The sequence below is a fragment of the Pseudomonas sp. SWRI154 genome (genome assembly GCF_014268645.1).
Lineage (GTDB): Bacteria > Pseudomonadota > Gammaproteobacteria > Pseudomonadales > Pseudomonadaceae > Aquipseudomonas > Aquipseudomonas marvdashtae.
Genome location: NZ_JABWQW010000001.1, coordinates 163,935 through 189,514, shown reverse-complemented (window position 1 = coordinate 189,514; position 25,580 = coordinate 163,935). Strand labels below are relative to the sequence as shown.

Annotated in this window: 21 protein-coding genes and 1 pseudogene; 9 read left to right on the top strand and 13 right to left on the bottom strand. The window is 61.7% G+C overall.

All coding sequences use genetic code 11. From position 1 onward, the window contains the following. Window positions 1–14: 14 nt before the first annotated feature. Window positions 15–1,232, top strand: coding sequence for an amino acid deaminase (locus tag HU806_RS00750; protein WP_186609139.1), 1,218 nt, complete (start codon window positions 15–17; stop codon window positions 1,230–1,232). A 50-nt stretch (window positions 1,233–1,282) separates the two neighbouring features. Beyond that, entirely contained in the window at window positions 1,283–2,197 is a 915-nt protein-coding gene (locus tag HU806_RS00745) for a sugar kinase (protein WP_186609137.1), read from the top strand. A gap of 59 nt (window positions 2,198–2,256) precedes the next feature. On the opposite strand, the gene HU806_RS00740 is transcribed toward HU806_RS00745, so the two are convergent. Together HU806_RS00740 and HU806_RS00735 are read right to left on the bottom strand one after the other, a co-directional pair. Then, entirely contained in the window at window positions 2,257–2,532 is a 276-nt protein-coding gene (locus HU806_RS00740; RefSeq protein ID WP_019690952.1) for a peptidylprolyl isomerase, read from the bottom strand. A 48-nt stretch (window positions 2,533–2,580) separates the two neighbouring features. Next, the gene (locus HU806_RS00735) at window positions 2,581–5,118 is read right to left on the bottom strand and encodes a PAS domain-containing protein (RefSeq protein WP_186609135.1); all 2,538 of its coding nucleotides are present in this window, start codon (window positions 5,116–5,118) and stop codon (window positions 2,581–2,583) included. Between the two features lie 133 nt (window positions 5,119–5,251). Between HU806_RS00735 and HU806_RS00730 the strand changes: the two genes are divergently transcribed. Next, window positions 5,252–6,367, top strand: coding sequence for a PilT/PilU family type 4a pilus ATPase (locus HU806_RS00730; RefSeq protein WP_186609127.1), 1,116 nt, complete (start codon window positions 5,252–5,254; stop codon window positions 6,365–6,367). Between the two features lie 25 nt (window positions 6,368–6,392). On the opposite strand, the gene HU806_RS00725 is transcribed toward HU806_RS00730, so the two are convergent. The 4 genes from HU806_RS00725 to HU806_RS00710 all read right to left on the bottom strand — a co-directional run bounded on the left by HU806_RS00725 (window position 6,393) and on the right by HU806_RS00710 (window position 12,408). Next, entirely contained in the window at window positions 6,393–8,348 is a 1,956-nt protein-coding gene (locus HU806_RS00725) for an acetoacetate--CoA ligase (protein WP_186609120.1), read from the bottom strand. Window positions 8,349–8,525: 177 nt separating this feature from the next. Further along, window positions 8,526–9,302, bottom strand: a complete 777-nt coding sequence (locus HU806_RS00720; RefSeq protein ID WP_186609118.1) for a 3-hydroxybutyrate dehydrogenase — start codon at window positions 9,300–9,302, stop codon at window positions 8,526–8,528. 7 nt (window positions 9,303–9,309) lie between these two features. Next, a complete protein-coding gene (locus HU806_RS00715) occupies window positions 9,310–10,701 on the bottom strand; it encodes a GntP family permease (RefSeq protein ID WP_186609110.1) in 1,392 nt (463 codons plus the stop codon). A 291-nt stretch (window positions 10,702–10,992) separates the two neighbouring features. Next, on the bottom strand, window positions 10,993–12,408 hold the full coding sequence (locus tag HU806_RS00710; RefSeq protein WP_186609108.1) for a sigma-54 interaction domain-containing protein: 1,416 nt from the start codon (window positions 12,406–12,408) through the stop codon (window positions 10,993–10,995). A 166-nt stretch (window positions 12,409–12,574) separates the two neighbouring features. On the opposite strand from HU806_RS00710, the gene HU806_RS00705 reads away from it, so the two are divergent. From HU806_RS00705 to HU806_RS26760, 3 genes and pseudogenes are all read left to right on the top strand, one after another. After that, the gene (locus tag HU806_RS00705; protein ID WP_186609093.1) at window positions 12,575–12,790 is read left to right on the top strand and encodes a TIGR02450 family Trp-rich protein; all 216 of its coding nucleotides are present in this window, start codon (window positions 12,575–12,577) and stop codon (window positions 12,788–12,790) included. Between the two features lie 145 nt (window positions 12,791–12,935). After that, a pseudogene (locus tag HU806_RS26765) lies at window positions 12,936–13,715 on the top strand (PAS domain-containing protein); the annotation flags it as partial. An 87-nt stretch (window positions 13,716–13,802) separates the two neighbouring features. Continuing rightward, window positions 13,803–14,270 carry a methyl-accepting chemotaxis protein gene (locus HU806_RS26760; protein WP_527251130.1) on the top strand — a complete coding sequence of 156 codons (468 nt, stop codon included), beginning with the start codon at window positions 13,803–13,805 and terminating at the stop codon, window positions 14,268–14,270. Between the two features lie 5 nt (window positions 14,271–14,275). Here the strand turns inward: HU806_RS26760 and HU806_RS00695 are convergent, their stop codons facing one another. From HU806_RS00695 to HU806_RS00670, 6 genes are all read right to left on the bottom strand, one after another. Continuing rightward, window positions 14,276–15,856 carry an ABC transporter ATP-binding protein gene (locus HU806_RS00695; RefSeq protein ID WP_186609089.1) on the bottom strand — a complete coding sequence of 527 codons (1,581 nt, stop codon included), beginning with the start codon at window positions 15,854–15,856 and terminating at the stop codon, window positions 14,276–14,278. A gap of 26 nt (window positions 15,857–15,882) precedes the next feature. Continuing rightward, a complete protein-coding gene (locus HU806_RS00690) occupies window positions 15,883–16,905 on the bottom strand; it encodes an ABC transporter permease (RefSeq protein ID WP_186609087.1) in 1,023 nt (340 codons plus the stop codon). Then, window positions 16,905–17,963, bottom strand: a complete 1,059-nt coding sequence (locus HU806_RS00685) for a microcin C ABC transporter permease YejB (protein ID WP_186609085.1) — start codon at window positions 17,961–17,963, stop codon at window positions 16,905–16,907. The genes HU806_RS00690 and HU806_RS00685 overlap by 1 nt, the downstream gene beginning before the upstream one ends. Continuing rightward, entirely contained in the window at window positions 17,963–19,831 is a 1,869-nt protein-coding gene (locus tag HU806_RS00680) for an extracellular solute-binding protein (protein WP_186609619.1), read from the bottom strand. The genes HU806_RS00685 and HU806_RS00680 overlap by 1 nt, the downstream gene beginning before the upstream one ends. 127 nt (window positions 19,832–19,958) lie before the next feature. Further along, window positions 19,959–20,276: a peptidylprolyl isomerase gene (locus HU806_RS00675; RefSeq protein WP_527251129.1), complete on the bottom strand. Its 318-nt coding sequence runs from the start codon at window positions 20,274–20,276 to the stop codon at window positions 19,959–19,961. 38 nt (window positions 20,277–20,314) lie between these two features. After that, on the bottom strand, window positions 20,315–21,199 hold the full coding sequence (locus HU806_RS00670) for an esterase/lipase family protein (RefSeq protein ID WP_186609081.1): 885 nt from the start codon (window positions 21,197–21,199) through the stop codon (window positions 20,315–20,317). A 326-nt stretch (window positions 21,200–21,525) separates the two neighbouring features. Here HU806_RS00670 and HU806_RS00665 point away from each other — a divergent pair, with 326 nt between their 5' ends. Continuing rightward, window positions 21,526–22,569, top strand: a complete 1,044-nt coding sequence (locus tag HU806_RS00665) for a hypothetical protein (protein ID WP_238350091.1) — start codon at window positions 21,526–21,528, stop codon at window positions 22,567–22,569. 39 nt (window positions 22,570–22,608) lie between these two features. Here HU806_RS00665 and HU806_RS00660 read toward each other — a convergent pair whose 3' ends face one another. Then, on the bottom strand, window positions 22,609–23,679 hold the full coding sequence (locus HU806_RS00660) for a 3-deoxy-7-phosphoheptulonate synthase (RefSeq protein WP_186609079.1): 1,071 nt from the start codon (window positions 23,677–23,679) through the stop codon (window positions 22,609–22,611). 611 nt (window positions 23,680–24,290) lie between these two features. Between HU806_RS00660 and HU806_RS00655 the strand changes: the two genes are divergently transcribed. Together HU806_RS00655 and HU806_RS00650 are read left to right on the top strand one after the other, a co-directional pair. After that, window positions 24,291–25,049: a carbon-nitrogen hydrolase family protein gene (locus tag HU806_RS00655; RefSeq protein WP_186609077.1), complete on the top strand. Its 759-nt coding sequence runs from the start codon at window positions 24,291–24,293 to the stop codon at window positions 25,047–25,049. Between the two features lie 10 nt (window positions 25,050–25,059). Beyond that, on the top strand, window positions 25,060–25,494 hold the full coding sequence (locus tag HU806_RS00650) for a GNAT family N-acetyltransferase (protein ID WP_186609075.1): 435 nt from the start codon (window positions 25,060–25,062) through the stop codon (window positions 25,492–25,494). The last annotated feature ends 86 nt before the right edge of the window (window positions 25,495–25,580 follow it).

Below are 25,580 nucleotides of genomic sequence, written 5' to 3'. Positions count from 1 at the left end.
TGAGGAGTTCAACCATGTCTTCTGCGATTCATAACGCTGGCGTCGAGAAGGGCGCTGCCGCGCCGGGTACCCATTTGCTGCGGGACGTCAGCCTGCCGGCACTGGTGCTGCACCGCGACGCGTTGGAACACAACATTCGCTGGATGCAGACATTCGTCAGTGACAGCGGTGCCGAGCTGGCCCCCCATGGCAAGACCAGCATGACCCCGGCACTGTTTCGCCGCCAGATCGAGGCCGGCGCCTGGGGCCTGACCCTCGCCACGGCGGTGCAGACCCGCGCCGCCTACACCCATGGCGTGCGCCGTGTGCTGATGGCCAACCAGTTGGTGGGCAGGCCGAACATGGCGCTGATCGCCGATCTGCTGGGCGACCCGACGTTCGAATTCCATTGCCTGGTTGATCATCCAGACAACGTCGCCGAGCTCGGGGCTTATTTCGCCTCTCGCGGTGCGCGCTTGAATGTGATGATCGAATACGGCGTGGTCGGTGGTCGTTGTGGGTGCCGGACCGAGGCCGAGGTGCTGGCCCTGGCAAAGGCCATCGGCGCGCAACCGGCGCTGGCATTGACCGGTATCGAAGGCTACGAAGGGGTGATCCACGGCGACCACGCCGTCAGCGGCATCCGTGCGTTCGCCGCGTCCCTGGTGGGACTGGCGATGCAGTTGCAGGACAGCGGCGCGTTTGCCATCGACAAACCCATCGTTACCGCCTCGGGTTCGGCCTGGTATGACCTGATCGCCGAGTCGTTCGAAGCGCGCAATGCCCACGGACGTTTCCTCAGCGTGCTGCGTCCCGGCAGTTACGTGGCCCATGATCATGGCATCTACAAAGAGGCGCAGTGCTGCGTACTGGAGCGGCGCAACGACTTGCACGAAGGCCTGCGCCCGGCCCTGGAAGTCTGGGCCCACGTGCAATCGTTGCCGGAGCCGGGCTTCGCGGTGATTGCCCTGGGCAAGCGCGACGTCGCCTACGACGCCGGGTTGCCGGTGCCGCTCAAGCGCTACGCGCCCGGTTCGGATTCGGTGGCTGGGGACGACATCAGCGGCTGCAAGGTGACGGCGGTGATGGACCAGCATGCGTTCATGACGGTGGCGTCGGGCATCGAGTTGCGGGTAGGCGACGTCATTGCGTTCGGCACCTCCCATCCGTGCCTGACGTTCGACAAATGGCGGGTGGCGTGCCTGGTGGATGAGGGATTGCGGGTAGTCGAAAGCATGGAAACCTGTTTCTAACGTTCAGACCGAGTCGTGCCCAGACCTCCTCGAAATGCCAGGACTTATCCATGACAGCTTCAAAACCTCGCATCGCGCTGATCGGCGAATGCATGATCGAACTGCAAGAACGCGCCGACGGCAGCCTGCAGCAGAGCTTCGGCGGTGACACGCTGAACGCCGCGGTGTACCTGGCCCGGGCCTTGGGCGACAAAGGTTCGGTGGATTACGTCACCGCCCTGGGCGATGACAGTTTCAGCGACGCCATGTGTCAAGGCTGGGCGGTTGAAGGTATTGGCCTGGGCATGGTCCAGCGCTTGCAGGGGCGTCTGCCGGGCCTGTATTGCATCCAGACCGATGCGGCCGGTGAGCGGCGTTTCCTGTACTGGCGCAACGAGGCGGCGGTGCGCGAGTGCTTCACCACGCCGGCCGCCGCGCCGATCCTGGCGGCGTTGCCTGGCTATGACGTGCTTTATTTCAGTGGCATTACCCTGGCGGTCATCGGCGAGCAGGGGCGGCGCAAACTCATCGAGACCCTGATCGAGGCGCGCCGGCGCGGCGCCCAAGTGGTGTTCGACAATAATTACCGGGCCAGGCTTTGGCCCTCGGTCGAGGCCGCCCGCGTGGCTTATCGCAGCGTGTTGCCCTACGTCGAGCTGGCGCTGTTGACGGTGGATGACGAACAGGCGTTGTACGGTCACGCCGACAGCGAGGCGGTGTTTGCCGCGTATGCGCAACTGGGCACGCCGGAAGTAGTGCTCAAGCGCGGCGCCGAGGCCTGTCTGATCCGTTGTGACGGTCGGTCTTACGAAGTGCCTGCCCAGCGGGTCGAACGGGTGGTGGACACGACGGCGGCGGGTGACTCGTTCAGCGCCGCCTACCTGGCCAGCCGCTTGCTGGGTGGCAACCCGGCGGAGGCGGCCGAGGCCGGGCACCTGTTGGCGAGCCGGGTGATCCAGGCGCCGGGGGCGTTGATTGCCAGGTAGCGACATCCCTAGAGATCATGCATTTGTGGCGAGGGGTCGGCTCGCAGCCCGGGATCGCTTCAATCCCGGTAAAAAACCTGCACCAGGTGATAGCCGAACTTGCTCTTGATCGGCCCGTGCACCACTCGCAGCGGCTTCTTGAAAATCACCGCGTCGATGGCGCCGACCATCTGCCCCGGCCGTACTTCACCCAGGTCACCGCCGCGCTTGCCGGAGGGGCAGGTGGAGTATTTCTTGGCCAGGACGTCGAACGCCTCGCCCTTGGCGATGCGTTGCTTGAGCTGTTCGGCTTCTTCGGCGGTTTTCACCAGGATATGGCGGGCTTGGGCTTTCATTGCAGCGGTGACCTGAGCGGTGCAAAAGGGCGGCGATTATGCCTCAAGTCACTTGCCATGGTTGATCATCGCCCGAATTTTGGTGGCCAGCAGATCCAGGGTGAACGGCTTCGCGACCATGTCCATGCCTTGATCCAGGAACCCTTGGCGCTCGGTGGCTTTCTGTGCGTAACCGGTCATGAACAATACTTTCAAGTCGGGCCTGTGCTGGCGGGCGATTTCCGCCAACTGCCGGCCATTCATGCCCGGCAGGCCGACGTCGGTCACCAGCAGATCGATGCGCTGCCTGGACTCCAGCAACGCAATGGCCTGTTTCGCCTCTTCGGCTTCGAGGGCGGTATAGCCCAAGGCGTGCAGCAGATCGAGCACCAACATGCGCACCGCCGGTTCGTCTTCCACCAGCAGCACGGTTTCGCCGGCGTTGGCTGGCGGTGCGTCGGTGGTCGCCGGTTCGGCAGCCTGCTCGGCCGGCGCAACGTGCAGCCGCGGCAGGTACAGCTGCACGCGCGTGCCTTGGCCTGGCACGCTGTCCAGGCTCAGGTGGCCACCGGATTGCTGGGCAAATCCGTAGATCATCGACAATCCCAGGCCGGTGCCCTGGCCGATGGGCTTGGTGGTAAAGAACGGATCGAAGGCCTTTGCCAGCACCGCGGGCGTCATGCCGGTGCCGTTATCGCGCACGGCGATCATCACGTAATCGCCAGCTTTTACCGGCTCCAGTGTGTTGATGTCGTGGCCGTCGAGGTAGACGTTGGCGGTTTCGATGGTCAATTCGCCGCCGTCAGGCATCGCGTCCCGGGCGTTGATCACCAGGTTGAGCAGGGCATTTTCCAGTTGGCTGGCATCGGTGCTGACCGGCCACAGCTCACCGGCCATTTGCAGCCGCAAGACGATGTGATCGCCTGTGGTCCGGCTCAACAAGTCTTCGAGTGAATGCACCAGGGCGTTGGCATCCAATGGCTTGCGGTCCAGCGACTGGCGCCGGGAGAAGGCCAGCAGGCGATGGGTCAGGGCGGCGGCGCGGTTGGCCGAGGAAATGGCCGCTTCGGTAAAGCGGCCTATCTCGGCAGCACGGCCGGAGGCGATGTAGCGCTGCATCAGGTCCAGGCTGCCGAGAATCCCCGTGAGCATGTTGTTGAAGTCATGGGCGATGCCGCCCGTGAGCTGGCCCACCGCTTCCATTTTCTGCGCATGGCGCAGCGCTTCCTCGGCGCGCTCGCGTTCGAACATTTCGCTTTGCAGGCGATGGTTGGCTTCGGCCAATTGCTGGGTGCGGGCAATCACCCGTTCTTCCAGCGTTTCGTTGAGGTTGCGCAGGGCTTCCTCGGTTTTCTTGCGGTCGGTCTCGTCGATTACAAAGATGTAGAAGCCGTTCACCGCTCCGTCGCCGCCACGGCGGGGCAGGTAATTGATCAAGGCGTGGCGCGGCCGGCCGTCACGGTGGGCCGATTCAACGGTGAAGCTGCACGGCTTGCCAGCCAGGGCGCCGGCGATCTGTTCAGCGCGGGCCGCGTAGGCTTCTTCGCCGATGACTTCGCGAATGGTCTTGCCGTACAGCTCCTGCGGGGTCAGTCCATACCAGTTCAGGTAGGCGCTGTTATTGAGCCGGAAGCGTTCTTCGCGATCGACGTAGCTGATCAGCACCGGCATGGCGTTGATGATCAATTGCAGCTCGGTCTGGCTCTGGCGCAAGGCGTGTTCGGTGCGTTTGCGTTCGGTCAAGTCCAGCGCCGCGCCGAGAAAACGCTTGGGTCGACCATGACGATCCTTGTAGCAACGCCCGCGCACGAACACCCAGCGCAGCTCCCCGTCAGGCTGCAGCAGGCGGTATTCCTCGGCGTATTCGGTGCCATGGGTGATGCAATGCTTGATGCTGCGCGCGACCATCGCCCGGTCTTCGGGATGCACGCCTTCGAGGTAGGCGTTGATGGGTAATTGGCGCGACAGATGCGGATCGACGCCATGGAGCAGGGCGAAATGCGCATCGGCGATGAAGCGGTCTTCGCGGATGTCCCAATCCCAGGTGCCCAGCGCATCGGTGGCCGCCAGCGCCAGTTGCAGGCGTTCTTCGCTTTCCTGCTGGGCCTTGAGGCTGGCCTCGGAGCGCCGCTCGAATTCCTGGGCCAGGCGCCGCCGTTCGCTGGTCTCGATGGCGGTGATCAGGATTCCCGCTACGCTGCCGCTCTCGTCATGCACCGGGCTGTAGGTCAAGTCCAGCCAGACATCACAGAGTCGCCCGCTGAAAGGCATGCGCCACTGCTGGTCGCGGCAGGTGCGCATGCGGCCTTGTAACACGCTGTGATAAATCCCTTCGGCCATTTCCCGAAGTTCGGGCCAGGCCGTATGGGTGGGCTGGCCAAATGCCCGGGGATGTTTGTCGCCGACCAGCCGGGCGTAGGCGTCGTTGTACAGATGGGTCAGCTGCGGGCCCCACAGCACGGCCATCGGCATGGGCGAGTGGAGCATGATGTCCACGGCGGTGCGCAGGCTCTGCGGCCAGGTTTCGATGGCGCCCAGCGGGCTGGAAGTCCAGTCCAGGCGGGCGATCACCTGCTGTATGTCGCTGCTGGCGGGTATTGCGTTCATCACGGGAATTCCTGGATGTCATGTCGATGCTGCGGCTTCTACTATCCTCTGGAGAAGGTAAGCGCGGGTTGATCTGAGGTTTTTCCGGCTCGGGTCAGCGTGTCCATTGATGTTAGTGGAAGTATTTTTGACCATGGAAATTGATCCTTTATTACGAATCCTGGCCAGCCAGGACGGCTCCGACCTCTACATGTCCACCGGTGCACCGCCCTGTGCGCGTTTTGAAGGCGTGCTCAAGCCGCTGAGCAACCAGGCGTTCAAGGTCGGCGACATCGCCGGGCTTGCCGAGTCATTGATGGACGCCGAACAACGCCTTGAGTTCGATCGGGAACTGGAAATGAACTTGGCGATTTCCCTGGCCGGTGTCGGGCGGTTCCGGGTCAACATCTTCAAGCAACGCAATGACGTGTCCATGGTGATACGCAACGTCAAGTTGGATATCCCACGTTTCGAAGACTTGAAACTGCCGAAAGTGCTGCTGGAAACGATCATGCAGAAGCAGGGGTTGATGCTGTTCGTCGGCGCGACCGGGTCAGGCAAGTCGACGTCCCTGGCGGCGTTGATCGATTACCGCAACCGCAACAGCAGCGGCCACATCATCACCATCGAGGACCCGGTGGAATATATCCATCGGCATAAAAAATCGATCATCAACCAGCGGGAGGTCGGGGTCGACACCCGCAGCTTCCATGCCGCGCTCAAGAACACCCTGCGCCAGGCGCCGGATGTTGTCCTGATCGGCGAAATTCGCGACCGGGAAACCATGGAGCATGCCTTGGCCTTTGCCGACACCGGCCATCTGGTGATTTCCACCCTGCATGCCCACAACGCCAACCAGGCCCTGGACCGCGTGATCAATTTTTTCCCGGAAGAACGCCGGCCGCAGCTATTGAACGACCTGGGCAACAACCTCAAGGCGTTCGTCTCCCAGCGCCTGGTCCGCACACGCACTGGTCAGCGCCGGGCGGCGGTGGAGGTCATGCTGGGTTCGCCGACGGTGGCCGACCTGATTCGCCGCAACGAGTTTGGCGAACTCAAGGGCATCATGGAGAAGTCAGAGGAGCTGGGGATGCAGAGCTTTGATCAAGCGCTGTTCAACTTGGTGGTCGAGGGCGCGATTGATGAGGAGCAAGCGCTGAAAAATGCCGACTCGGCGAACAACTTGCGTTTGCGCCTGAAGCTGCATGCCGAGTCGGGCGCGACGCCACCGGCCGATCCACCAGCGGGGGAGTGGGGATTGATGGATTGATTGGCCGGACGCTGCGCTCCTGGCCTCAGGTCGCAAGCTCCGGTCGCTCGCGAAACTGCTCCAACGCCTCGGGATTGGCCAGTGCGTCGGTATTCTTCACCGCCTCGCCATGCACCACGTTGCGCACAGCCAGCTCCACCACCTTGCCGCTGATGGTTCGCGGAATGTCGCTGACCGCGAGGATTCTCGCCGGCACATGCCGTGGCGTGGTGTTGGCTCGGATGACCTGGCGAATCTTCTGCTCCAAGGCCTCATCCAGCGTCACGCCATCGCGCAGGCGCACGAACAGCACCACTCGCACATCGCCTTGCCATTGCTGGCCGATGGCGACGCTGTCCAGCACCGCGTCGACTTTTTCCACTTGCCGATAGATCTCCGCCGTGCCAATGCGCACGCCGCCGGGGTTGAGCACCGCGTCGGAACGCCCGTGGATCAGGAAACCGCCGTGAGGCAGTTCTTCGGCGTAATCGCCCTGGGACCACACGCCCGGAAACTGGCTGAAATAGGAGGCGCGAAGCTTTTCCTGGTGGGGATCATTCCAGAGCCCGATGGGCATGGCCGGAAAATGCCGGGTGCAGACCAGTTCGCCTTTTTCGCCGATCACCGCTTCGCCGGCCTCGTTCCAGACCTGCACCGCCATGCCCAGGCTCTTGCCCTGCATCTCGCCCCGGCGCACGGCTGACAGCGGATTGCCATTGACGAAACACGACACGATGTCGGTGCCGCCCGACATCGACGCCAGGCAGACATCGGCCTTGAAGTCGCGGTACACGTAATCGTAACTGTGGGGCGCCAGGGCCGAGCCGGTGGACAGGATCGTCCTGAGACTGCTCAGGTCATGAGCCTGGCGTGGCTTGATACCTTGGCTTTCCAAGGCCGCCAGGTATTTGGGGCTGGTGCCGAACACGCTGATGCGTTGTTGGTCGATCAGCGCCAGCAGGCGTTCGGGGCCGGGGTGGAACGGCGAACCGTCATAGAGCACCACCGCGCTGCCCACGGACAGGGCCGACACCAGCCAGTTCCACATCATCCAGCCGCACGTGGTGTAGTAGAACAACCGATCCTCGGGGCCGAGATCCACGTGCAAGCCGTGTTCCTTGACGTGTTGCAGCAGCACGCCACCGGTGCTGTGAACGATGCACTTCGGCACGCCTGTGGTGCCGCTGGAATAAAGGATGTACAGCGGATGATCGAACGGCACGCTGGCGAATTCCGGCTCGCCGCCGGGTTGATAGAAACCGTCCCATAGCGCCACGTTAGCCTGGGTCTTGAAACCCTCGGCGCATGCATCGGGCTGGGCATAAGGCAGTACGATCAATTGCTGCAAGGACGGCAATCGCTCAAGGATTTCGTTGACCTTCGGTCGTTGGTCGATGAGCTTGCCGGCATAGCGATAACCGGCGCAGGTGATCAGCACCTTTGGCTCGATCTGGCCGAACCGGTCGATGACGCCCTGGGTGCCGAAATCCGGCGATGAGCACGACCAGATCGCCCCCAGGCTCGTGGTGGCAAGCATGCCCACCAGCGTCTGCCAGGTGTTGGGCATGCAAGCGGCGACCCGGTCGCCTTGGACCACGCCAGCGGCCTGCAAGCTTTTTTGCAGGCCGGCGACGTGCGCGGCGAGTTCGGCCCAGGTCAAACGTTCTTCGCCGCCGTTCTCATCCAGGGCAACCACCGCCACGGCGTTATCGCGACGGCGTAGCAAGTGTTCGGCGAAATTCAGCGTCGCCCCCGGAAACCAACGGGCGTTGGGCATTTGCGGGCCTTCCACCAGCACCTCGGTGGGTGGCTGGTGAAAGCGAATGTCGAAGCAGTCGACGACGGCCTGCCAGAAGGCTTCGCGCTGGTCGATGCTCCAGGCGTGCAAGGCCGGGTAGTCGCTCAGTTGCAGGCCGTGCCGTTGCTTGATGAACTGGCAAAAGGCGTTCATGCGCGACTGGACGATGCGTTCGGGGCCGGGTTGCCAAAGGATGTCGGACATGGCGTGCCTCTTGTTTTTGGGGCTTACAAATAGTTCAGCACAAGGCGCTGGATGTGGCGAGGGAGCTTGCTCCCGCTCGGCTGCGCAGCAGACGTGTCTTGGGCCCGCTTCGCCCGAAGCGTCGGACCGGGCCAGCGGGACCAAGCTCCCTCGCCACAAAAGCTCGGTGCAGCAGGGTTACTGCGCCAACCACCCGCCATCGATATTCCACGCCGCGCCCCGCACCTGGCTGCCGGCTTCGCTGCACAGGAACAGCACCAGCTCGCCCAGTTGCGGCGGGGTGACGAATTCCAGCGACGGTTGCTTCTCGGCGAGCAGGTCATGCTGGGCCTGTTGTGGGTCGACGCCGGTGGCGATGCGATCGTCGATCTGCTTTTGCACCAGCGGCGTCAGCACCCAGCCCGGGCAGATCGCGTTGCATGTAACGTTGCTGGAGGCGGTTTCCAGGCCAACCACTTTGGTCAGGCCGATCACCCCATGCTTGGCGGCGACGTAGGCAGCCTTGCCCACCGAGCCCACCTGGCCGTGCACCGAGGCGATGTTGACGATCCGTCCCCAGCCCTTGGCTCGCATGCCCGGCAGGCTCAGGCGGGTGGCGTGGAACACTGAGGACAGGTTGATGGCGATGATCGAATCCCAGCGTTCCACCGGGAAATTTTCCACGGCGGCTACGTGCTGGATCCCGGCGTTGTTCACCAGGATGTCCACGCCGCCGAACTCACGCTCGGCGTAGGCAAGCATGTCGGCAATCTGCGCCGGGTCGCTGACGTCGGCCGGATGATGACCGACCTGGCCGCCGAACTGTTTCACCTCGGCGATCACTGCCGAGGCGTCGCCAAAGCCGTTGAGGATCAGGTTGGCGCCGGCCTTGGCCAAACTCAGGGCGATACCCAGGCCGATGCCGCTGGTAGAACCGGTGACCAGGGCAGTCTTGCCCGAAAGAGCGGTTGTCATGGGAACCTCACACAATGCCAGTGGCGTAGAACACACCGATCACGAAGAACACCGCGAGGGTCTTGATCAGCGTAATACAGAAAATATCTTTGTAAGCCTCACGGTGGGTCAGGCCGGTCACCGCCAGCAAGGTGATCACCGCGCCGTTGTGCGGCAGAGTGTCCATGCCGCCGCTGGCCATGGCGGCCACCCGGTGCAGCACTTCAAGCGGAATGTTGGCGGCATTGGCGGCACTGATGAAGGTTTCCGACATGGCCGCCAAGGCGATGCTCATGCCGCCCGACGCGGAGCCGGTGATCCCCGCCAGCAGCGTCACGGTCACGGCTTCGTTGACCAGTGGGTTGGGGATGTTCTTCAGCCAGTCAGCCAACACCAGGAAGCCCGGCAAGGATGCGATCACCGCGCCGAAACCGTATTCCGACGCGGTATTCATGGCCGCGAGCAATGCACCGCCCACCGCGCTCTTGCTGCCTTCAGCCAGCTTGCTGCGAATAGCCCGAAAGCCGAACAGCAACACCAGGACGATGCCCACCAGCAGCGCCGCCTGGACCGCCCAGATAGCGGTGAGTTTGGCGATGTCGCTGGTCACCGGCGTCGCCATGCCCGGCAGTGCCAGGCTATGGGATTTGCCGTACCACTGCGGGATCCACTGGGTGAACAGCAGGTTCATGATCCCCACCGCCAGCAGCGGCGAAACGGCGAGCCACGGGTTGGGCAGCTTGATGTCTTCGGCGGTCTCCGGCTCATTGCGCAGCTCGGTGCCGTAGCCTTCGCCCACGCGCTGGGCCTTGTTGCGCTGGCGCTGCAAAAACAGCATGCCGAAGCTGAAGACAAAGATCGTGCCGATCACACCCAGCCAAGGCGCGGCCCACGCGGTGGTGTTGAAGAACGTGCTGGGGATGATGTTCTGGATCTGCGGCGTGCCGGGCAGGGCGTCCATGGTGAACGAAAACGCACCGAGGGCGATGGTGGCCGGGATCAACCGCTTGGGAATATTACTCTGGCGGAACATCTCGGCGGCGAACGGGTAGACCGCGAACACCACGACGAACAGCGACACACCGCCGTAGGTCAGCAGCGCGCAGACCAGCACGATCACCAGCATGGCCTGGCGCGTGCCCAGCAGGCGAATCGCCGCCGCGACGATGGAACGGGAGAAACCCGACAGCTCGATCAGCTTGCCAAACACGGCGCCAAGCAGGAACACAGGGAAATACAACTTGATGAAACCGACCATTTTTTCCATGAACACCCCGGTGAACGCAGGGGCAACGGCGGATGGGTCGGTGAGCAGGACGGCGCCGAGGGCGGCGATCGGGGCGAAGAGAATGACGCTGTAGCCACGGTAGGCGGCAACCATCAGCAGCGTGAGGGCTGCCAAGGCAATGATCACACTCATGGTGTGTCTCCTGGATTGTTATTTTTGTGGGTGATGCTGTGGAGAGGGCTATAGCGATATCTGTGCCATATCGCTAAGTTTTTGAAATATATAGAAATTATTTTTTCGAGGCGGAAGAGTCCAAATACTTTGTCTCTATTTGGAGATTTACAGGGAGAGCTTGGCTACTTCGAGAGCAGGCTTGCTTTCAGGTGAGACGGTATTCGGCTTGTACGTCCGGATAAATACGGGTGTCAGTCCACCAGCGAAGCGCTTCGCCAAGCTGTCCTGTTTTAGAGATATATAGTCTCTCTATTGAGACTCTGCAATCCCCAGCGCCAGCATTTTCTTGTACAAGGTCGACCTTCCCAGCCCCAGGCGCTCGGCCGCCTCGACAACCCTGCCACCGCATTGCGCGAGCGTGGTTTCGATCAGGTGCCGGTCGAATCGCGCCCGGGCCTGGCTGAAGGTCTCCTGCGGCATTGGTTCCAGGCTCGGGTTGGCGGTGCGCACCACCGGCGTGAAGGTGCCGATGGCGGCGCGGATATCGTCGGCAGTAAGCATCAGGTCATCGCTGAGCAGCGCGGCCCGCTCCAGCACGTTACGCAATTCTCGAATGTTGCCCGGCCAGGCGTGCTGGCCCAGGAGGTCGAGGGCGTCGTGGTTCAGTTCGTGCTGGCTGCGCAGTTCTTCGAGGATCGCTTCGCTCAGGGCCGGCAGGTCATCCAGGCGTGCGCGCAGCGGCGGCACTTGGATAGGCAACACATTGAGGCGGTAATACAAGTCCGCGCGGAACTCGCCGCGCTTGATTGCCGCCTCAAGATCAGTGGACGTCGCGGCGATGATCCGGACATCGCTTTGCAGCACCTCGTTGGAGCCCACCGGTTCGTATTCTTTTTCCTGTAGTACGCGCAGCAGTTTGCTTTGCAGCGGCAACGGCATATCGCCGATTTCGTCGAGAAACAGCGTGCCGCCCTGGGCAATTTGCAGTTTACCGGCGCGGCCCTTGCGGTCGGCGCCGGTGAACGCCCCTGGGGCGGTGCCGAAGAATTCGGCTTCGAGCAGCGCCTCCGGGATAGCCGCGCTGTTGATGCTGACGAACGCCTTGTGTGCCCGCGGCGAAGCGCCGTGGATCGCCTGGGCCAGCAGCTCTTTACCCGTGCCGGTTTCACCCAGCAGCAGCACCGGCGAGTCAGTGCTGGCGCTGCGTCGGGCGCGACGCTTGACCTCGAGGCTGGCCGCGCTGGTGCCGATGAAATGAGCGAAGTTGTACTTGGTCTGGCGCGCCCGCAATAGCGAGCGCGTGGAGGCCAGTTCTTCCTGCATGCTCAGGTAGCGCTTGAGCATCGGCGACAGGCTGTGCAGCTCGTCGAACAGGGCAAAACCGATGGCACCGATCACCGCACCGGCGCTGTCGTGAATCGGCAGGCGCATCACCACCAGCGGCTCCTTGGGCGTGTCCTGCATGTCCAGCAGGATCGGCCGTCCGGTGCGCACCACCTCACGCAACAGGCTTGAAGGAATCACGCTCTCACAGGCACGACCGATCGCCTCGGCCGCCGAATTCAAGCCGAAGCGACGGGCGTAGCGTTCGTTCATCCAGACGATATTCGCGTCGCGGTCGACAATCACCGTGCCTTCGCTGGACTGCTCGATGATCTCGAACAACGAGCGGATCGCCAGCGTGCGCACGCGCTTGTAATCCTTGAGGCTTTCGGTGGGGTTCATCGGCCATTTCCCAGGAAGGAGGAGCTTGCGGTACGGAATCGGTCTTCCGGCGGCATTATGCCGGGGCGCGAAGGCGGATCAACTCTCTTCTGATACGTCGTGGTTGAACGCTCAATAAAATTGTACAGTTAGCAAATTTTGTACATGAATTGGTTTGGAACGGCCCATGAATAAATTCAACCCCCGAAAGCTCAAGCTTTCCAAGTGGACGGCTTGCGCGCCGGTCAATCGCGAGAAGCATTTTCTCGTCATCCAGCTGCTTTGCGATGAGCAGGGCGCGCCGATTCAGGTTGAACTGCAGGCCGTTCACAGCACGCGCGTCGAACTGCTGGATTGGCGCGAACTGTGTGACAGCAAGCGTTGGAAAATGGGCTGGAGCTGATTACCGCTTTAGGGTGTGCTGATTACTTGTACATAAATAAAAAGCTGTACAAGTTTTGTTGAGTGATGGCTTAATAATATTCAGCCACGGGCAAGGCTTTTAGACGGCCATTGCCACGCATTCAACGCCTCTGGGAGCCGTACCCATGTTCATTCGTTCACGCAAGCATAAGGACGCCTTGCACGAAATCCAGGCCAGGCAGGCAACTCTTGAAGCGGAGCGGGCGGCGCTGCATGGCTCAATGGCAATCGTCGAGTTCACGGCAACGGGGGAAGTGCTCGGCGCCAGCCCGCTTTTCCTGAAAATGACCGGCTATTCCCTCGACGAGGTCCTGGGCAAGCATCACTCGATGCTCTGCGAACCCGCTTATGGACGCAGTCGAGAAAGCGCGGCGTTGTGGCAACGTTTAGGGCAGGGCGAGTCCGCCGAAGCTCGGTTTTTACATCTGCGTCGCGATGGCGGCGGGATGTGGGTTGAAGCCAGCTATGCCCCCGTGCGCGATGACGGCGCAGGCGTGCAGCGCGTTATTCAGGTTGTGCGCGACGTGAATGAACGTGCACTCCGTGCGCAAACCGAATCCAGTTTCATGCAGGCGATAGACCGCTCCATGGCGGTCATCGAGTTCGATCTGAGCGGCACCGTGGTGCGGGCCAACGAAAACTTCCTCAAGGTCATGGGGTTTCGCCAGGAAGAAGTGCTCGGCCAGCATCACCGGCTGTTTTGCAAACCCAGCGAAGTGCAGGACGAAGCCTATCGTAGCTTTTGGGCCGAGCTGAACCGTGGCCAGTACATGAGCGGGCTTTTCCAGCGCGTCGACAAACGAGGCGCAACGGTCTGGCTGCAAGCGACCTACAACCCGCTCTACGATGCCAATGGCCGGTTATATGGGGTGGTCAAGTTCGCCACCGACAACACCCGCGAGGTCGAGCAGCGCCAGACCGAATCAAAAGCGGCGCGACTGGCCTTCGAAACGTCCCGCAAGACCGATGAGCACACGCAGTTGGGCACCTCGGTGGTCCAGCAAACGGTAACGGTGGTGCAGAGCATTGCCGATGAGTTGCAGCAAGTCGCCTTGGGCATCGGTGCGCTGAGCGCCCAGTCCGAAGAAATCGGCAGCATCGTCGATGCCATCCGAGGGATCGCCGAGCAGACCAACCTGCTAGCGCTCAATGCGGCGATCGAAGCGGCCCGCGCCGGCGAACAGGGGCGCGGTTTCGCGGTGGTCGCCGATGAAGTGCGCAACCTTGCCCGCCGCACCAGCCAGGCCACCGTGGCGATCTCTGATGTTGTCGGCAAGAACCGCGAACTGGCCAAGCAGGCGGTGACCAGCATGCAGTCCAGTACGCTCAAGGCAGAGCAGGGCGTGAAGCTGGCGAATCAGGCCGGCACGGTCATCCTCGATATCCATCGCGGTGCGCAGCAGGTGGTCGAGGTGATCGGTGAGTTTGCCCACGCCATGGACCAGCGCGGCGAGGCCTGATCGAGTCAGGCCTGCCCCGGATGCGCCGCCGCCAATAGCTCCTTGGTGTAAGGATGCTGTGGCGAGTCGAACACGTCGTGGCTGGCGCCTTGCTCGACCACCTTGCCCTCCTTGATCACGATCATGTCGTGGGCCAGGGCGCGCACCACCGCCAGGTCATGGCTGATGAACAGGTAGGTCAGGCCGTGTTTTTCCTGAAGTTGGCGGAGCAGGGCGACCACTTGTTTCTGCACGGTACGGTCCAGGGCCGAGGTCGGTTCATCCAGCAGGATCAGCGCCGGCTTGAGCACCAATGCGCGGGCAATGGCGATGCGCTGGCGCTGGCCGCCGGAAAACTCATGGGGATAGCGATGGCGGCTCTGCGGGTCGAGGCCGACTTCCCTGAGCGCCTGGATCACACTGGCTTCGCACTGCTCGGCGCTGGACCGACTGTGTACTTCAAGCCCTTCGCTGATGATCTGTTGCACCGACATGCGCGGGCTGAGACTGCCGAACGGGTCCTGGAACACTACCTGCATCTGCTTGCGCCACGGCCGCAGTTCTTTTTGCGACAGATGCTCCAAGGCCTGGCCCTGGAAGCGAATGCTGCCTTCGGATTCGATCAGCCGCAGGATCGCCTGGCCAAGGGTGGACTTGCCGGAACCGGATTCGCCGACGATGCCCAGGGTCTTGCCACGCTGGATGCTCAGGCTGATGCCGTCCACCGCGCGCAAGTATTCCTTGCGCCGCAGCAGCCCGCCGCCGAGCGGGAAGCTGACCCGCAGATTCTCCACCTGCAGGACATCTTCGCGTTCGTCCCGGGGCAGGGCTTCGCCTTCCGGTTCAGCGTTCAGTAGTTCGCAGCTGTAAGGATGCCTGGGTGCGCAAAAAAGGCTTTCGCAAGGCGCTTGTTCGACGATTTCCCCGGCCTTCATCACACATACGCGCTGGGCGATGCTGCGCACCAGGTTGAGGTCGTGGCTGATCAGTAACAAGGACATGCCGAGCCGTTGCTGCAACGATTTGAGCAGCAGCAGAATCTTGCGTTGTACCGTCACGTCCAGCGCAGTGGTCGGTTCGTCGGCAATCAACAGTTCCGGCTCGCAAGCCAGGGCCATGGCGATCATCACGCGTTGGCGCTGGCCTCCGGATAACTGATGAGGGTAGGCCGTTAGCCGTTCGGCGGGTTTCTGGATACCGACGAGGGCGAGCAATTCGAGGATGCGCTGGCGTGCTGCCTTGCCACCCAGGCCCCGGTGCAGCATCAGGGTTTCGCCGATCTGTTTTTCAACGCTGTGGAGTGGATTGAGCGAGGTCATCGGCTCCTGGAAAATCATCGCGATCCGGTTGCCGCGCAGCTCCCGCAGCGTCTTGGCCTCGGCGCCGACCAGCTCCTGGCCTCGATAGCGAATGCTGCCGGTGGTGCGCGTGCCGGTGTCGGGTAGCAATTGCAGGATCGAATGCGCCGTGACCGATTTGCCCGAGCCTGACTCGCCCACCAGGGCCAGGCATTCGCCGGGGCGGATGTCCAGGCACAGGTTTTGTACTACCGTCTGGTCGTTGAAGGCCACGTTCAGGTCGCGGATTTCGATCAGGTTGTCGCTCATATCAAGATTCCGCTTCATGGCTGTTTTCAAGAGCGTGGATCAAAGGCATCGCGCAACGCCTCGCCAATGAACACCAACAGGGACAGGATCAGCGCCAGGGTGAAAAACGCCGTCAATCCCAGCCACGGCGCTTGCAGGTTCTGCTTGCCCTGGGCGATCAACTCACCCAATGACGCGCTGCCGGCCGGCATGCCGAAACCGAGGAAGTCCAACGCTGTCAGCGTGGAAATCGCCCCGGTGAGAATGAACGGCAGGTAACTCAACGTGGCGTTCATGGCGTTGGGAAGGATATGCCGCACGATCACCTTGCGGTCGGTCAGGCCCAAGGCCCTCGCGGCTTTCACGTATTCAAGGTTGCGCCCGCGCAGGAATTCGGCGCGCACCACGTCCACCAGGGCCAGCCAGGAAAACAGCGCCATGATCCCCAGCAGCCACCAAAAGTTCGGCTCGACGAAGCCGGACAGGATGATCAGCAGGTAAAGCACCGGCAGTCCGGACCAGACTTCCAGCAGGCGTTGCCCGAGCAGATCCACCCAGCCGCCGTAGTAACCCTGCAAGGCACCGGCGGCGATGCCGATCAGGGCGCTGATGGTGGTGAGGGCCAGGGCGAACAGGATCGATACCCGTGCGCCGAAGATCACTCGCGCCAGTACGTCCCGGGCCTGGTCATCGGTGCCCAGCCAGTTGACGGTCGAAGGCGGGCTGGGGGCCGGTTGATTGAGATCGTAGTTGGGCGTGTCATCGCTGAACGGGATGGGCGGGAAGAGCAGCCAGCCGCCGTCCTTGTGAATCAGCTCCTGCACGTAGTTGCTGCGGTAGTCGGCCTGGAACGGCAACTGGCCGCCGAATTGCTGTTCGGTGTAACGCTTGAACACCGGGAAATACAGCGAGCCCTGGTGGCTCACCACCAGCGGCCTGTCGTTGGCGATCAGTTCACCGCCCAGGGTCAGGACAAACAAACCGATGAACAGCCACAGCGACCGCCAGCCGCGACGGTTTTTCTTGAAACGCTCGAAACGCCGCCGGCCCAACGGGGAAAGCTTGAACATCAGGCGTTCCTCGCAGCGAAGTCGATGCGTGGGTCCACCAGGGTGTAGCAGAGGTCGCCGATGAGTTTGATCAGCAAGCCGAACAACGTGAAGATGAACAGCGAGCCGAACACCACCGGATAGTCCCTTGACACGGCCGCCTCGTAGCTCATGCGCCCTAGGCCGTCGAGGGAGAAGATCACCTCGATCAGCAACGAGCCGGCGAAGAACACGCTGATGAACGCCTGGGGAATTCCCGACACCACCAGCAACATCGCATTGCGGAACACGTGGCCGTATAGCACCCGGCGTTCGCTCATGCCCTTGGCCCGCGCGGTGACCACGTACTGGCGGGTAATTTCGTTGAGAAAGGAGTTTTTGGTCAGGATGGTCAGGGTGGCAAAGCCGCCGATGACCAGCGACGTGACCGGCAATACCAGATGCCAGAAGTAATCGGCGATCTTGCCCAAGGTCGACAGCGATTCAAAGTTGTCCGACACCAGCCCGCGCACCGGGAACCAGTTGAGCGAGGTGCCGCCGGCGAACATGACGATCAGGAACATGGCGAAGAGGAACGCTGGCATGGCGTAGCCGATGATGATCGCGGTGCTGCTCCAGACATCGAATGCCGAGCCGTGGCGCACGGCCTTGCGAATGCCCAGGGGAATCGACACCAGGTAAGTGATCAGTGTCGCCCAGAGCCCGAGGGAGATGGTCACGGGCATTTTTTCCAGGATCAGGTCGGTGACCGAGGCACCGCGAAAAAAGCTCTTGCCGAAGTCCAGGCGGGCGTAATTGGTGAGCATCAGCCACAGGCGTTCGTGGGCCGGCTTGTCGAAACCGTATTGTTTTTCGATGTCCTTGATCAGTTGTGGGTCCAGGCCACGGCTGGCGCGGGAGCTGCCGGTCATGGCGCTGCCCGAGCTGCCGACACTGGCGCCACCGACGCCTTGCAGGTGGGCGATAGCCTGTTCCACCGGCCCGCCCGGTGCGGCCTGGACGATGACGAAGTTCACCAGCAGGATGATCACCAGCGTAGGGATGATCAGCAGCAGGCGCCGCGCAATATAACCCCACATCAATGATGCCCTCCCGGTGTGCCACGCTTGATCCGTTCGGCGGTCATCTGCTCGTTGGTCAGCGGTGTGGTGCTGACTTCCCACCAGCTTTCGATGGCCTCGTCATTGCTCGCCTGGATTTTCGGCATGCCAAAGCGGTTCCACCACACGGTCGAACTGCCCGGCGGATAATAGTTGGGGATCCAGTAGTAATTCCATTGCAGCACCCGGTCCAGGGCGTGGGCATGGCGGAGCATATCGCTTTGGGTGGTGGCCTTGACCAGGCCGTCAATCAGGGCGTCGACGGCGGGGTTCTGCAGCACCATGTAGTTGTTCGCGCCCGGGTCGTTGGCCGCCGCCGAGCCAAAGTAATTGTAGAGCTCCATACCCGGCGAAGTGCTCACGGGGTAGCCGGTGATGATCATGTCGTAGTCGCGGCTCATCAGGCGATTGACGTACTGGGACGAGTCGATGCGTCGGATGCTCATGTCGATGCCGATCTGCGCCAGGGTTCGCTTGTACGGCAGCAGCAAGCGATCGATACCGTTCTGAGTGACCAGGAAGGTGAAGCTCAGGGCCTCGCCTTCAGCATTCACCAAGCGGTCGCCGTCGGGTTTCCAACCCGCCTGCTCCAGCAGCGTCAAGGCTTGCAGTTGCTTGTCACGGATGACGCCGCTGCCGTCGGTCTTCGGTGCCTGGAATACCTGGCTAAACACCTCATCGGGTATTTTGCCGCGCAACGGTTCGAGGATCGCCAGCTCACCCGCATCGGGCAGTTGCCGGGCGGCGAGGTCGGTGTTGGAAAAGTAGCTTTGTTGACGCACGTAGAGGTTGCGCATCATCTGGCGGTTGCTCCACTCGAAATCCCAGAGCATCGCCAGCGCCTGGCGTACGCGACGGTCCTGGAATTGTGGACGCTGCAGATTGAACACGAAGCCTTGGGCCGGCTGGGGCGCTTGGGTGGCGAGGTGGCCTTTCTGCAAGCGGCCGTCGTGCAAGGCCGGGCCGTCATAACCGATGGAGAAACCGGTGGCGGAAAACTCACGGTTATAGTCGTAGGCGCCGCCGCGCAGGACCTGCCGGGCGACATCGGTGTCGCCGAAGTATTCAATACTGAAGCGGTCGAAATTGTAGAGCCCGCGGCTGACCGGCAGGTCCTTGCCCCACCAGTCGGCATTGCGCTCGAAGGTAATGCTGCGCCCTGAGTCGACTTTGCTTACGCGGTACGGGCCGCTGCCCAAAGGCGCTTCGTAGCCGCCTCCGTTGGCAAAATCACGGGTCTTCCACCAATGTTCGGGAAAGACCGGCAGGGTGGCGATGTCCAGGGGCAGGGTGCGATTTTCGTTGTTCTTGAAGTCGAAGCGAACGGTGCGTTCGGACTCAACTTCAACGCCTTTGACGGCGGCAAATTGTGTGCGATAGCGCAGGCTGCCCTGGGTCATCAGCAGCTCGAAGCTGTAGCGCACGTCTTGCGCAGTGATGGGCTTGCCATCGGCAAAACGGGCCTTGCTATTGAGGTAGAAGCGCAGGGACAGACCATCCTCGGCGCGTTCCATCTTCTCGGCGACCAGCCCGTAGACGGTGTAGGGCTCGTCCAATGAGCGCTGGGCCAGCGGCGAATAAAGCATTCCGTCGACCTGGCTGACACCGATACCTTTGTCGATATACGGCAGCACATGGTCGAAGTGGCCGATTTCCATGGCTGAGCGGCGCATCGTGCCGCCCTTGGGCGCCTGGGGGTTGGCATAGGCGAAGTGGCTGAAGCCTTCGGCGTACTTGGCCGGCTCGCCATAAACCGTCAGGGCATGTTCGGGGGCGGCATTCACGCTGGCAGCGCCTGTCAGCAGGACCACCGCAGTGAATAGCCAGGAGGGAAACGCCAGTCGCATTGTCAGCCTTAAAGCCGGGTGATCGATGACCACGATTTGTACGCGAGCGGCGTGCTGATCGCCAGCCCCTCGAGCCATAAACATAACGGCCCACCGTAAGGCGGGCCGTTATGTAGATCAATCGGGATCAGTCCTGGCGGCTGGTTACTTCCAGCAAGTGGTAGCCGAACTGAGTCTTGACCGGGCCCTGGACCACGTTGATCGGGGCGCTGAACACCACGGTGTCGAATTCCTTGACCATCTGGCCAGGACCGAACGAACCCAGGTCGCCGCCCTGACGGCTGGACGGGCACGAGGAGTTGGCCTTGGCAACTTCGGCGAAATCAGCGCCGTCTTCGATCTGAGCCTTGAGTTCGTTGCACTTTTCTTCGGTGGAAACCAGGATGTGGCGGGCAGTGGCTTTGGCCATGGGAAACTTCCTTTCAGTGTCTTTAAAAGTGCTCAGCCTACCGGAATCAGTACGGGCTTGTTGTCAAAATTGCGTCAAAGCCCGACGATTCGCAGGCGTTCGGCGTGCTTGATGTAGAGCTCCGTGGAGTTGGTTAGCTGTTGCCGGCCCGCGCTGGCCGTCTGGTTGATGGCGCCTAGGTGGTCCATTGGATAGTCGGAGCGAATGACCTTGCCCAAATGCGAGCTGAACCGTCCGACGATGCCGTCGTTCTGCCCGGCCTCAGTGATGAAGTATTCGGAAAAGGCCCGGCAGAAAGCATGCAAGGTGTCTGGCGCGTCAGCGCAGGTTGGGTCAGCAGCGTCCTGCACCGTGCCGCTCCAGGAATAATAGCGAACGCCGTTGACCAACTGCGGTCCATTGCCCCCCCAAGTCTTGGGCAGACCCTGTGGGTATTTATCATTGAAGGCGCCTACGCCTTCGGTGGTGAGCGCTGCCAGTGCCGCGATGGCGTTCAGCGGGAGCTGCGCCTGGCCGCCGATCAATGAGATGAAATCGGCGAAAAGGGTGGCGACCCGATTAGCCACATGCTCCGGCAGGCGCCCAGGCGTGAGGGCCTTGCGCAAGTAATCCGCCAGTTCGGATCCGTGGTTGGGCCCGCTGACCGAGGTCACCGAGGCGACGCTTTCAGGCGCTAGCGCGGCAGCATAGCGGGCGGCCAGCGCACCCTGGCCGTGGCCGATCAGGTTGACCCTGGCCGCGCCGGTTCCGTCCAGGACCCGCTCAATCTGTGCGAGCAGCTGTGCGCCGCGTGCCTCATTGGAATGGGTGGCCGACAGGTACGGGATGAACACTCGGGCGCCGGCGGTAAGCAATGCCTGTCTGATGTCGTGGAAGAGTTCGGACGTACCGATCCTGTCGAACCCGAACAAACCATGTACCAATAGGATGGGAAAGCGGGTGGTTGCATTCCGTTGCATGTTCGTACCTTTTTCGAAGAGGTTCACGTGGAGTTACCGCGCCACTCTAATCCAGGCCATCACTGGGCGGTGTAGGACGAAACCGCTGCTAGCTGCGGAAAGTGGAGTAAATAACGCGGGATATTTTCCTTAGAAGTCGGACCTCTCCTACGATCGCTAGATACTTCCGATGGCCTTTGCCCTTTGAGGCGACAGGTACTGGCGCAGGAGGCCACGCCCGGTGTCGTCTTGTCTGACTGTATGTTTGGGCACAAGAGTTCTTAATGGTCCTTCCGGTGCTGTCCCAGGAGACGGCGCCTTTATCCAAAGGACTGGAGTCTGGAAAAATGACCATTGAATTGCCTGTTGGCAAAAGCAGGCCTCCATCGCGCCGGCTATCGGCGCCCGTATTTGCGAAGGCCAGAGAAGGCGTGATAGATCCCGCCTGGCGCAAGGCTGTCATCACGGTCAAGGCGTACCCGATGATGACGTGTGGCGATGAGCTGCTGCTGTATTGGCATGGGCTCAATAACGAAGGTGAGCCTTACCAGCACCAGGTTCGCCGGTTTGTCACGGAACGACAGGTTGGACACGACATCGTTTTTGTAGTGCGGGGACGCCATATCGCTGAGTTGGAAGGAGGCTCGCTGGAAATTTCCTATCAGGTAACCGGCAGACAAATTCCTGCTGCATGGGTGTCACAGTCTCTTCAATTGGAAATTGGCGATGTGTCACCGCACTTGTTGCCACCCATCGCGGATGATGCGGTCGGCGGCAGTCTTGACCCAGGACGGGTACCGGAGGGGACGTCGTTGACAGTGCGGCCCTATTCGAAGATGGCGGCAGGAGATCGGTTGATCCTCATTGCCAGTCGGGATTCCAAGCCGTTATGGCGGGATGTGCTGGATATCGAGGCCCATGCGGTGGGCCGTACGGTATCGTTCTGGATCGATCGCTCGCTGATTGCTCCTCACCTAGGGCACTCGCTGACCCTGAGCTATGTCGTCAGGCACGGGCATTCGGTGCGCCGTGCCGAACCGTTGTCTATCCGGATAGGTCCTCTGGTGCGACCCGCCTTGCAAGCGCCCCGTGTACAGGAGCTAGGCGAGGGCTGGCTGGATGTCGACGCGCTCCCGGACGTGGCGACGGTCGTCCTCGATGGTGTTGGGCTGGAGGCGGGCGAATGGGTCTGGTTTCAGTGTAACGGAGCCGGTTTCACTGTCTACGAGCGGGAAATCACCGAGGCGACAGCAGGCCAGCCGGTGGTCTTTACTGTACCGATTGCCTTTTGGCAGGCGCAACGCAACAGATCAGTGAGCGTGTTCTATCAGGTTGAGCGTCTGGATGATGTCAGTCAGCGATCCCCGGATCTTACTTTTCAGGTTCGTTGAGCAAAGCCCTGCCTTTCAGGGAGGGCTTGCCACGCAAGATCAGATCGCCAGTCGCAATCTGCGATGCGCCTGGCGCAGCAGTTGCTCGGTGGACTCCCAGCCCAGGCACCCGTCGGTTACCGATACGCCGTAGCGCATCGCCGGGCCTAGTGGCTGGCAACCTTCGAACAGGTGGCTCTCCAGCATCATGCCGATCAGGGCGCGGTTGCCTTGCAGTCGTTGTTCCAGCACATCATCAAACACCTGGGGTTGGCGCAACGGATTCTTGCCGCTGTTGGCGTGGCTGCAATCGACCATGATGCGAGCCGGGATCATGAGGCGCGTGAGGTCCTTGTGTATTTGGGCCACGCTCTGGTGATCGTAGTTGGGACCGCTATGGCCGCCGCGCAGTACCAAGTGGGTGTCGGGATTGCCTTGGGTCTGGATGACTGCCGGATGTCCCTGGCTGTCGACGCCGAAATGCCGGTGGGGATGGGCAGCCGAACGCATGGCGTCGCAGGCGATGCCGACCCCGCCGTCCGTGCCGTTCTTGAAACCGACCGGCATGCCCAGGCCGCTGGCCATTTCCCGGTGAATCTGTGATTCGGTGGTGCGGGCGCCGATGGCGACCCAACTGAGCAAATCGTCGAAGTAGCCGGCGGCCATGGGTTGCAACAGTTCGGTGGCGACGGACAAGCCCAACTGCAGCATTTCGCGCATCAGTTCTCGGGACACGGCCAGGCCGGTGGCCATGTCGTCGCTGCCATCCAGGCCAGGATCGTAGGCCAGGCCTTTCCAGCCCACGGTGGTGCGGGGCTTTTCCACGTAGGCGCGCATGACCAGCAGCATGCTGTCGCTCACTTCGCGGGCCAGGCGGGCCAGGTTGGCGGCGTATTCAAGGGCGGATTTCGGGTCGTGGATCGAGCAGGGGCCGACGATGACCAGCAAGCGGGAGTCCTCACCGTCGAGGATCGCGCGGATGGCCTGGCGATGGACGCTCACTTGATGGCTCAACGCGGCACTGAGCGGTAATTGGTGCTTGAGTTGCAACGAGCTTGGCAGACGCAGCGTCAGGGCTTCGTTGGCAGGGTTGAGCGTAGACAGCGGCAAAGCGGCGATGGACGAATTCATGATCTGGCTTCCTGGGCGAGCAGCGGGTTCGTTCCCGCGCCGGCCCTATTGGGGTGTTCGACAATTGGCCGTAATGGCCGGCAATGTTGGTTTGCCACCGGTAGGTGACCGATCGGAGGCGGCAGGCTGTCCCGAGCGGTGGCTGGTAAATCGCCAGGCGGAAAAACTGTCGTAACGGTAATAAGTGGCGTAGTTCATGGCTCGATCCTCAAGTTGTCTGGTGTCGCAAATGTCAGGGGCCGGAAAAACAAAACCCCCGGTCGGGAGGCCGACCGGGGGTTTGGAAAACTCTGGTAGGCGACCCGTTTAAAATGGCCGCCGGTTGGGTATCAGGCGCGCCAGTGGCTAAACCAATACCCAAAATAAAAGCTGACTGGAGTCTGCACGCTGTTCACCCAGGCAGCCGCAACCGAGCGCGGGGCGCTGGCGGTTTGAAGCGGTGCAAGGGCGTTGGACATGATTTGTCTCCGATGAATGGACCTGAGCTTACCCGAGCGTGGTGCGGGCGTTCAATAACAAAGTTCTATCGACTGGCGAAAGCTTTCGCCACGCTTGAGTCCGACTGGCTTTATGACAGACTCCATCTTCGCGCTGACATTTTCGGACCCGCCATGAACACCTCAGTCTTTGCTGTTGCCCAATCGACCTCTATTGCAGGAGACGTTAGCGCCAACCTCATGCGCCATCAGCGCTTCATGCAAGCTGCCGCTGAACAGCGCGTGCAATTGCTGATATTCCCTGAGCTGTCGCTGACCGGTTACGAGCGTGGCCTAGCGGCGGATTTGGCGATACTGCCGAAGGATGCCGTGCTGCAACCGCTGCGTGACTTGGCGCAAACGCTGGGCCTGACCGCCGTGGTGGGCATGCCCATTCGTTTATCGGCCACCGATCCGGTGATGATCGGCGCGTTGGTATTGGGCGCGGACGGTTCCCTTGGTGTGTACAGCAAGCAGCATCTGCATCCAGGGGAAGAAGTTGCCTTCGCCCCGGGTCGAGGCGGTTCGACGCTGACGATGGGGCAAGACTGCATCGCGTTGGCGGTGTGTGCCGATTTCTCCCATGCCAGCCATGCGGCCGCGGCAGCCGGGCGAGGCGCTACGCTGTATGCCGCAGGGGTGTTGATTACCGAAGGTGGCTACGTGTCCGATACGAGGTTGTTGCAAGGATATGCCAGGCAGCATGGGATGGCCGTGTTGATGGCCAATCACGGCGGCGCCACCGGAGGCTGGGAATCCGCTGGTCGCAGTGCCATTTGGGGGCCGGACGGTTCGCTGATCACAGCAGCGCCGGGCCCGGGCGAATTATTAGTGATTGCGCGCCGCGACGCTACCGGCTGGGCGGGGCAAGTCCTGCCAGTGCCAGCACTGTGACGAGGTTTCCATGAGCTTTGAATGGCGTGCGGCCGAGGTCAGTGACATCGAATACGCCCGGCAACTGACTTGCGACAATATGCTTCCCTATTATCTGCGCCATGATTTGCTGTGGCAGGACGAAGCGTTCGATCTGGCCTGGGTCATTCGCCAGAACTGGATTATCCAGCGTGACGGCCAGGCGCTGGGTTTCGTCAGCCTCAGCCGTGACGCTCGTGCCCTGTATATCCGGGAGCTGCAGATCGATAAGGCGTTTCGTCGGCAGGGTGCCGGAACCTGGGCGATCGGACAGGTTTGGGACCTGGTGGAGCTAGAGCGGCGACCGGCGTTGCGCCTGACGGTTTTCAATGACAATCCAGCCAGGGCTCTCTATGAGCGCATGAAACTGCGCGTTGTCGGTGAGGATGAGTGTTTCCTGAGAATGCAGCGAGACGTCGATGCTTGAATCTACGGCAATCACGCCAGCGAAGATGTGTTGTAACTTTTATCTGCCTGTTTGCGCTAGGTCTGCCGAACGCTTTTTGCTAAGGT

Coding starts and splice junctions, on each gene's coding strand:
- HU806_RS00750 (WP_186609139.1), top strand. CDS start 15: ATGTCTTCTGCGATTCATAACGCTGGCGTCGAGAAGGGCGCTGCCGCG.
- HU806_RS00745 (WP_186609137.1), top strand. CDS start 1,283: ATGACAGCTTCAAAACCTCGCATCGCGCTGATCGGCGAATGCATGATC.
- HU806_RS00740 (WP_019690952.1), bottom strand. CDS start 2,532: ATGAAAGCCCAAGCCCGCCATATCCTGGTGAAAACCGCCGAAGAAGCC.
- HU806_RS00735 (WP_186609135.1), bottom strand. CDS start 5,118: ATGAACGCAATACCCGCCAGCAGCGACATACAGCAGGTGATCGCCCGC.
- HU806_RS00730 (WP_186609127.1), top strand. CDS start 5,252: ATGGAAATTGATCCTTTATTACGAATCCTGGCCAGCCAGGACGGCTCC.
- HU806_RS00725 (WP_186609120.1), bottom strand. CDS start 8,348: ATGTCCGACATCCTTTGGCAACCCGGCCCCGAACGCATCGTCCAGTCG.
- HU806_RS00720 (WP_186609118.1), bottom strand. CDS start 9,302: ATGACAACCGCTCTTTCGGGCAAGACTGCCCTGGTCACCGGTTCTACC.
- HU806_RS00715 (WP_186609110.1), bottom strand. CDS start 10,701: ATGAGTGTGATCATTGCCTTGGCAGCCCTCACGCTGCTGATGGTTGCC.
- HU806_RS00710 (WP_186609108.1), bottom strand. CDS start 12,408: ATGAACCCCACCGAAAGCCTCAAGGATTACAAGCGCGTGCGCACGCTG.
- HU806_RS00705 (WP_186609093.1), top strand. CDS start 12,575: ATGAATAAATTCAACCCCCGAAAGCTCAAGCTTTCCAAGTGGACGGCT.
- HU806_RS00695 (WP_186609089.1), bottom strand. CDS start 15,856: ATGAGCGACAACCTGATCGAAATCCGCGACCTGAACGTGGCCTTCAAC.
- HU806_RS00690 (WP_186609087.1), bottom strand. CDS start 16,905: ATGTTCAAGCTTTCCCCGTTGGGCCGGCGGCGTTTCGAGCGTTTCAAG.
- HU806_RS00685 (WP_186609085.1), bottom strand. CDS start 17,963: ATGTGGGGTTATATTGCGCGGCGCCTGCTGCTGATCATCCCTACGCTG.
- HU806_RS00680 (WP_186609619.1), bottom strand. CDS start 19,831: ATGCGACTGGCGTTTCCCTCCTGGCTATTCACTGCGGTGGTCCTGCTG.
- HU806_RS00670 (WP_186609081.1), bottom strand. CDS start 21,199: ATGCAACGGAATGCAACCACCCGCTTTCCCATCCTATTGGTACATGGT.
- HU806_RS00665 (WP_238350091.1), top strand. CDS start 21,526: ATGACCATTGAATTGCCTGTTGGCAAAAGCAGGCCTCCATCGCGCCGG.
- HU806_RS00660 (WP_186609079.1), bottom strand. CDS start 23,679: ATGAATTCGTCCATCGCCGCTTTGCCGCTGTCTACGCTCAACCCTGCC.
- HU806_RS00655 (WP_186609077.1), top strand. CDS start 24,291: ATGAACACCTCAGTCTTTGCTGTTGCCCAATCGACCTCTATTGCAGGA.
- HU806_RS00650 (WP_186609075.1), top strand. CDS start 25,060: ATGAGCTTTGAATGGCGTGCGGCCGAGGTCAGTGACATCGAATACGCC.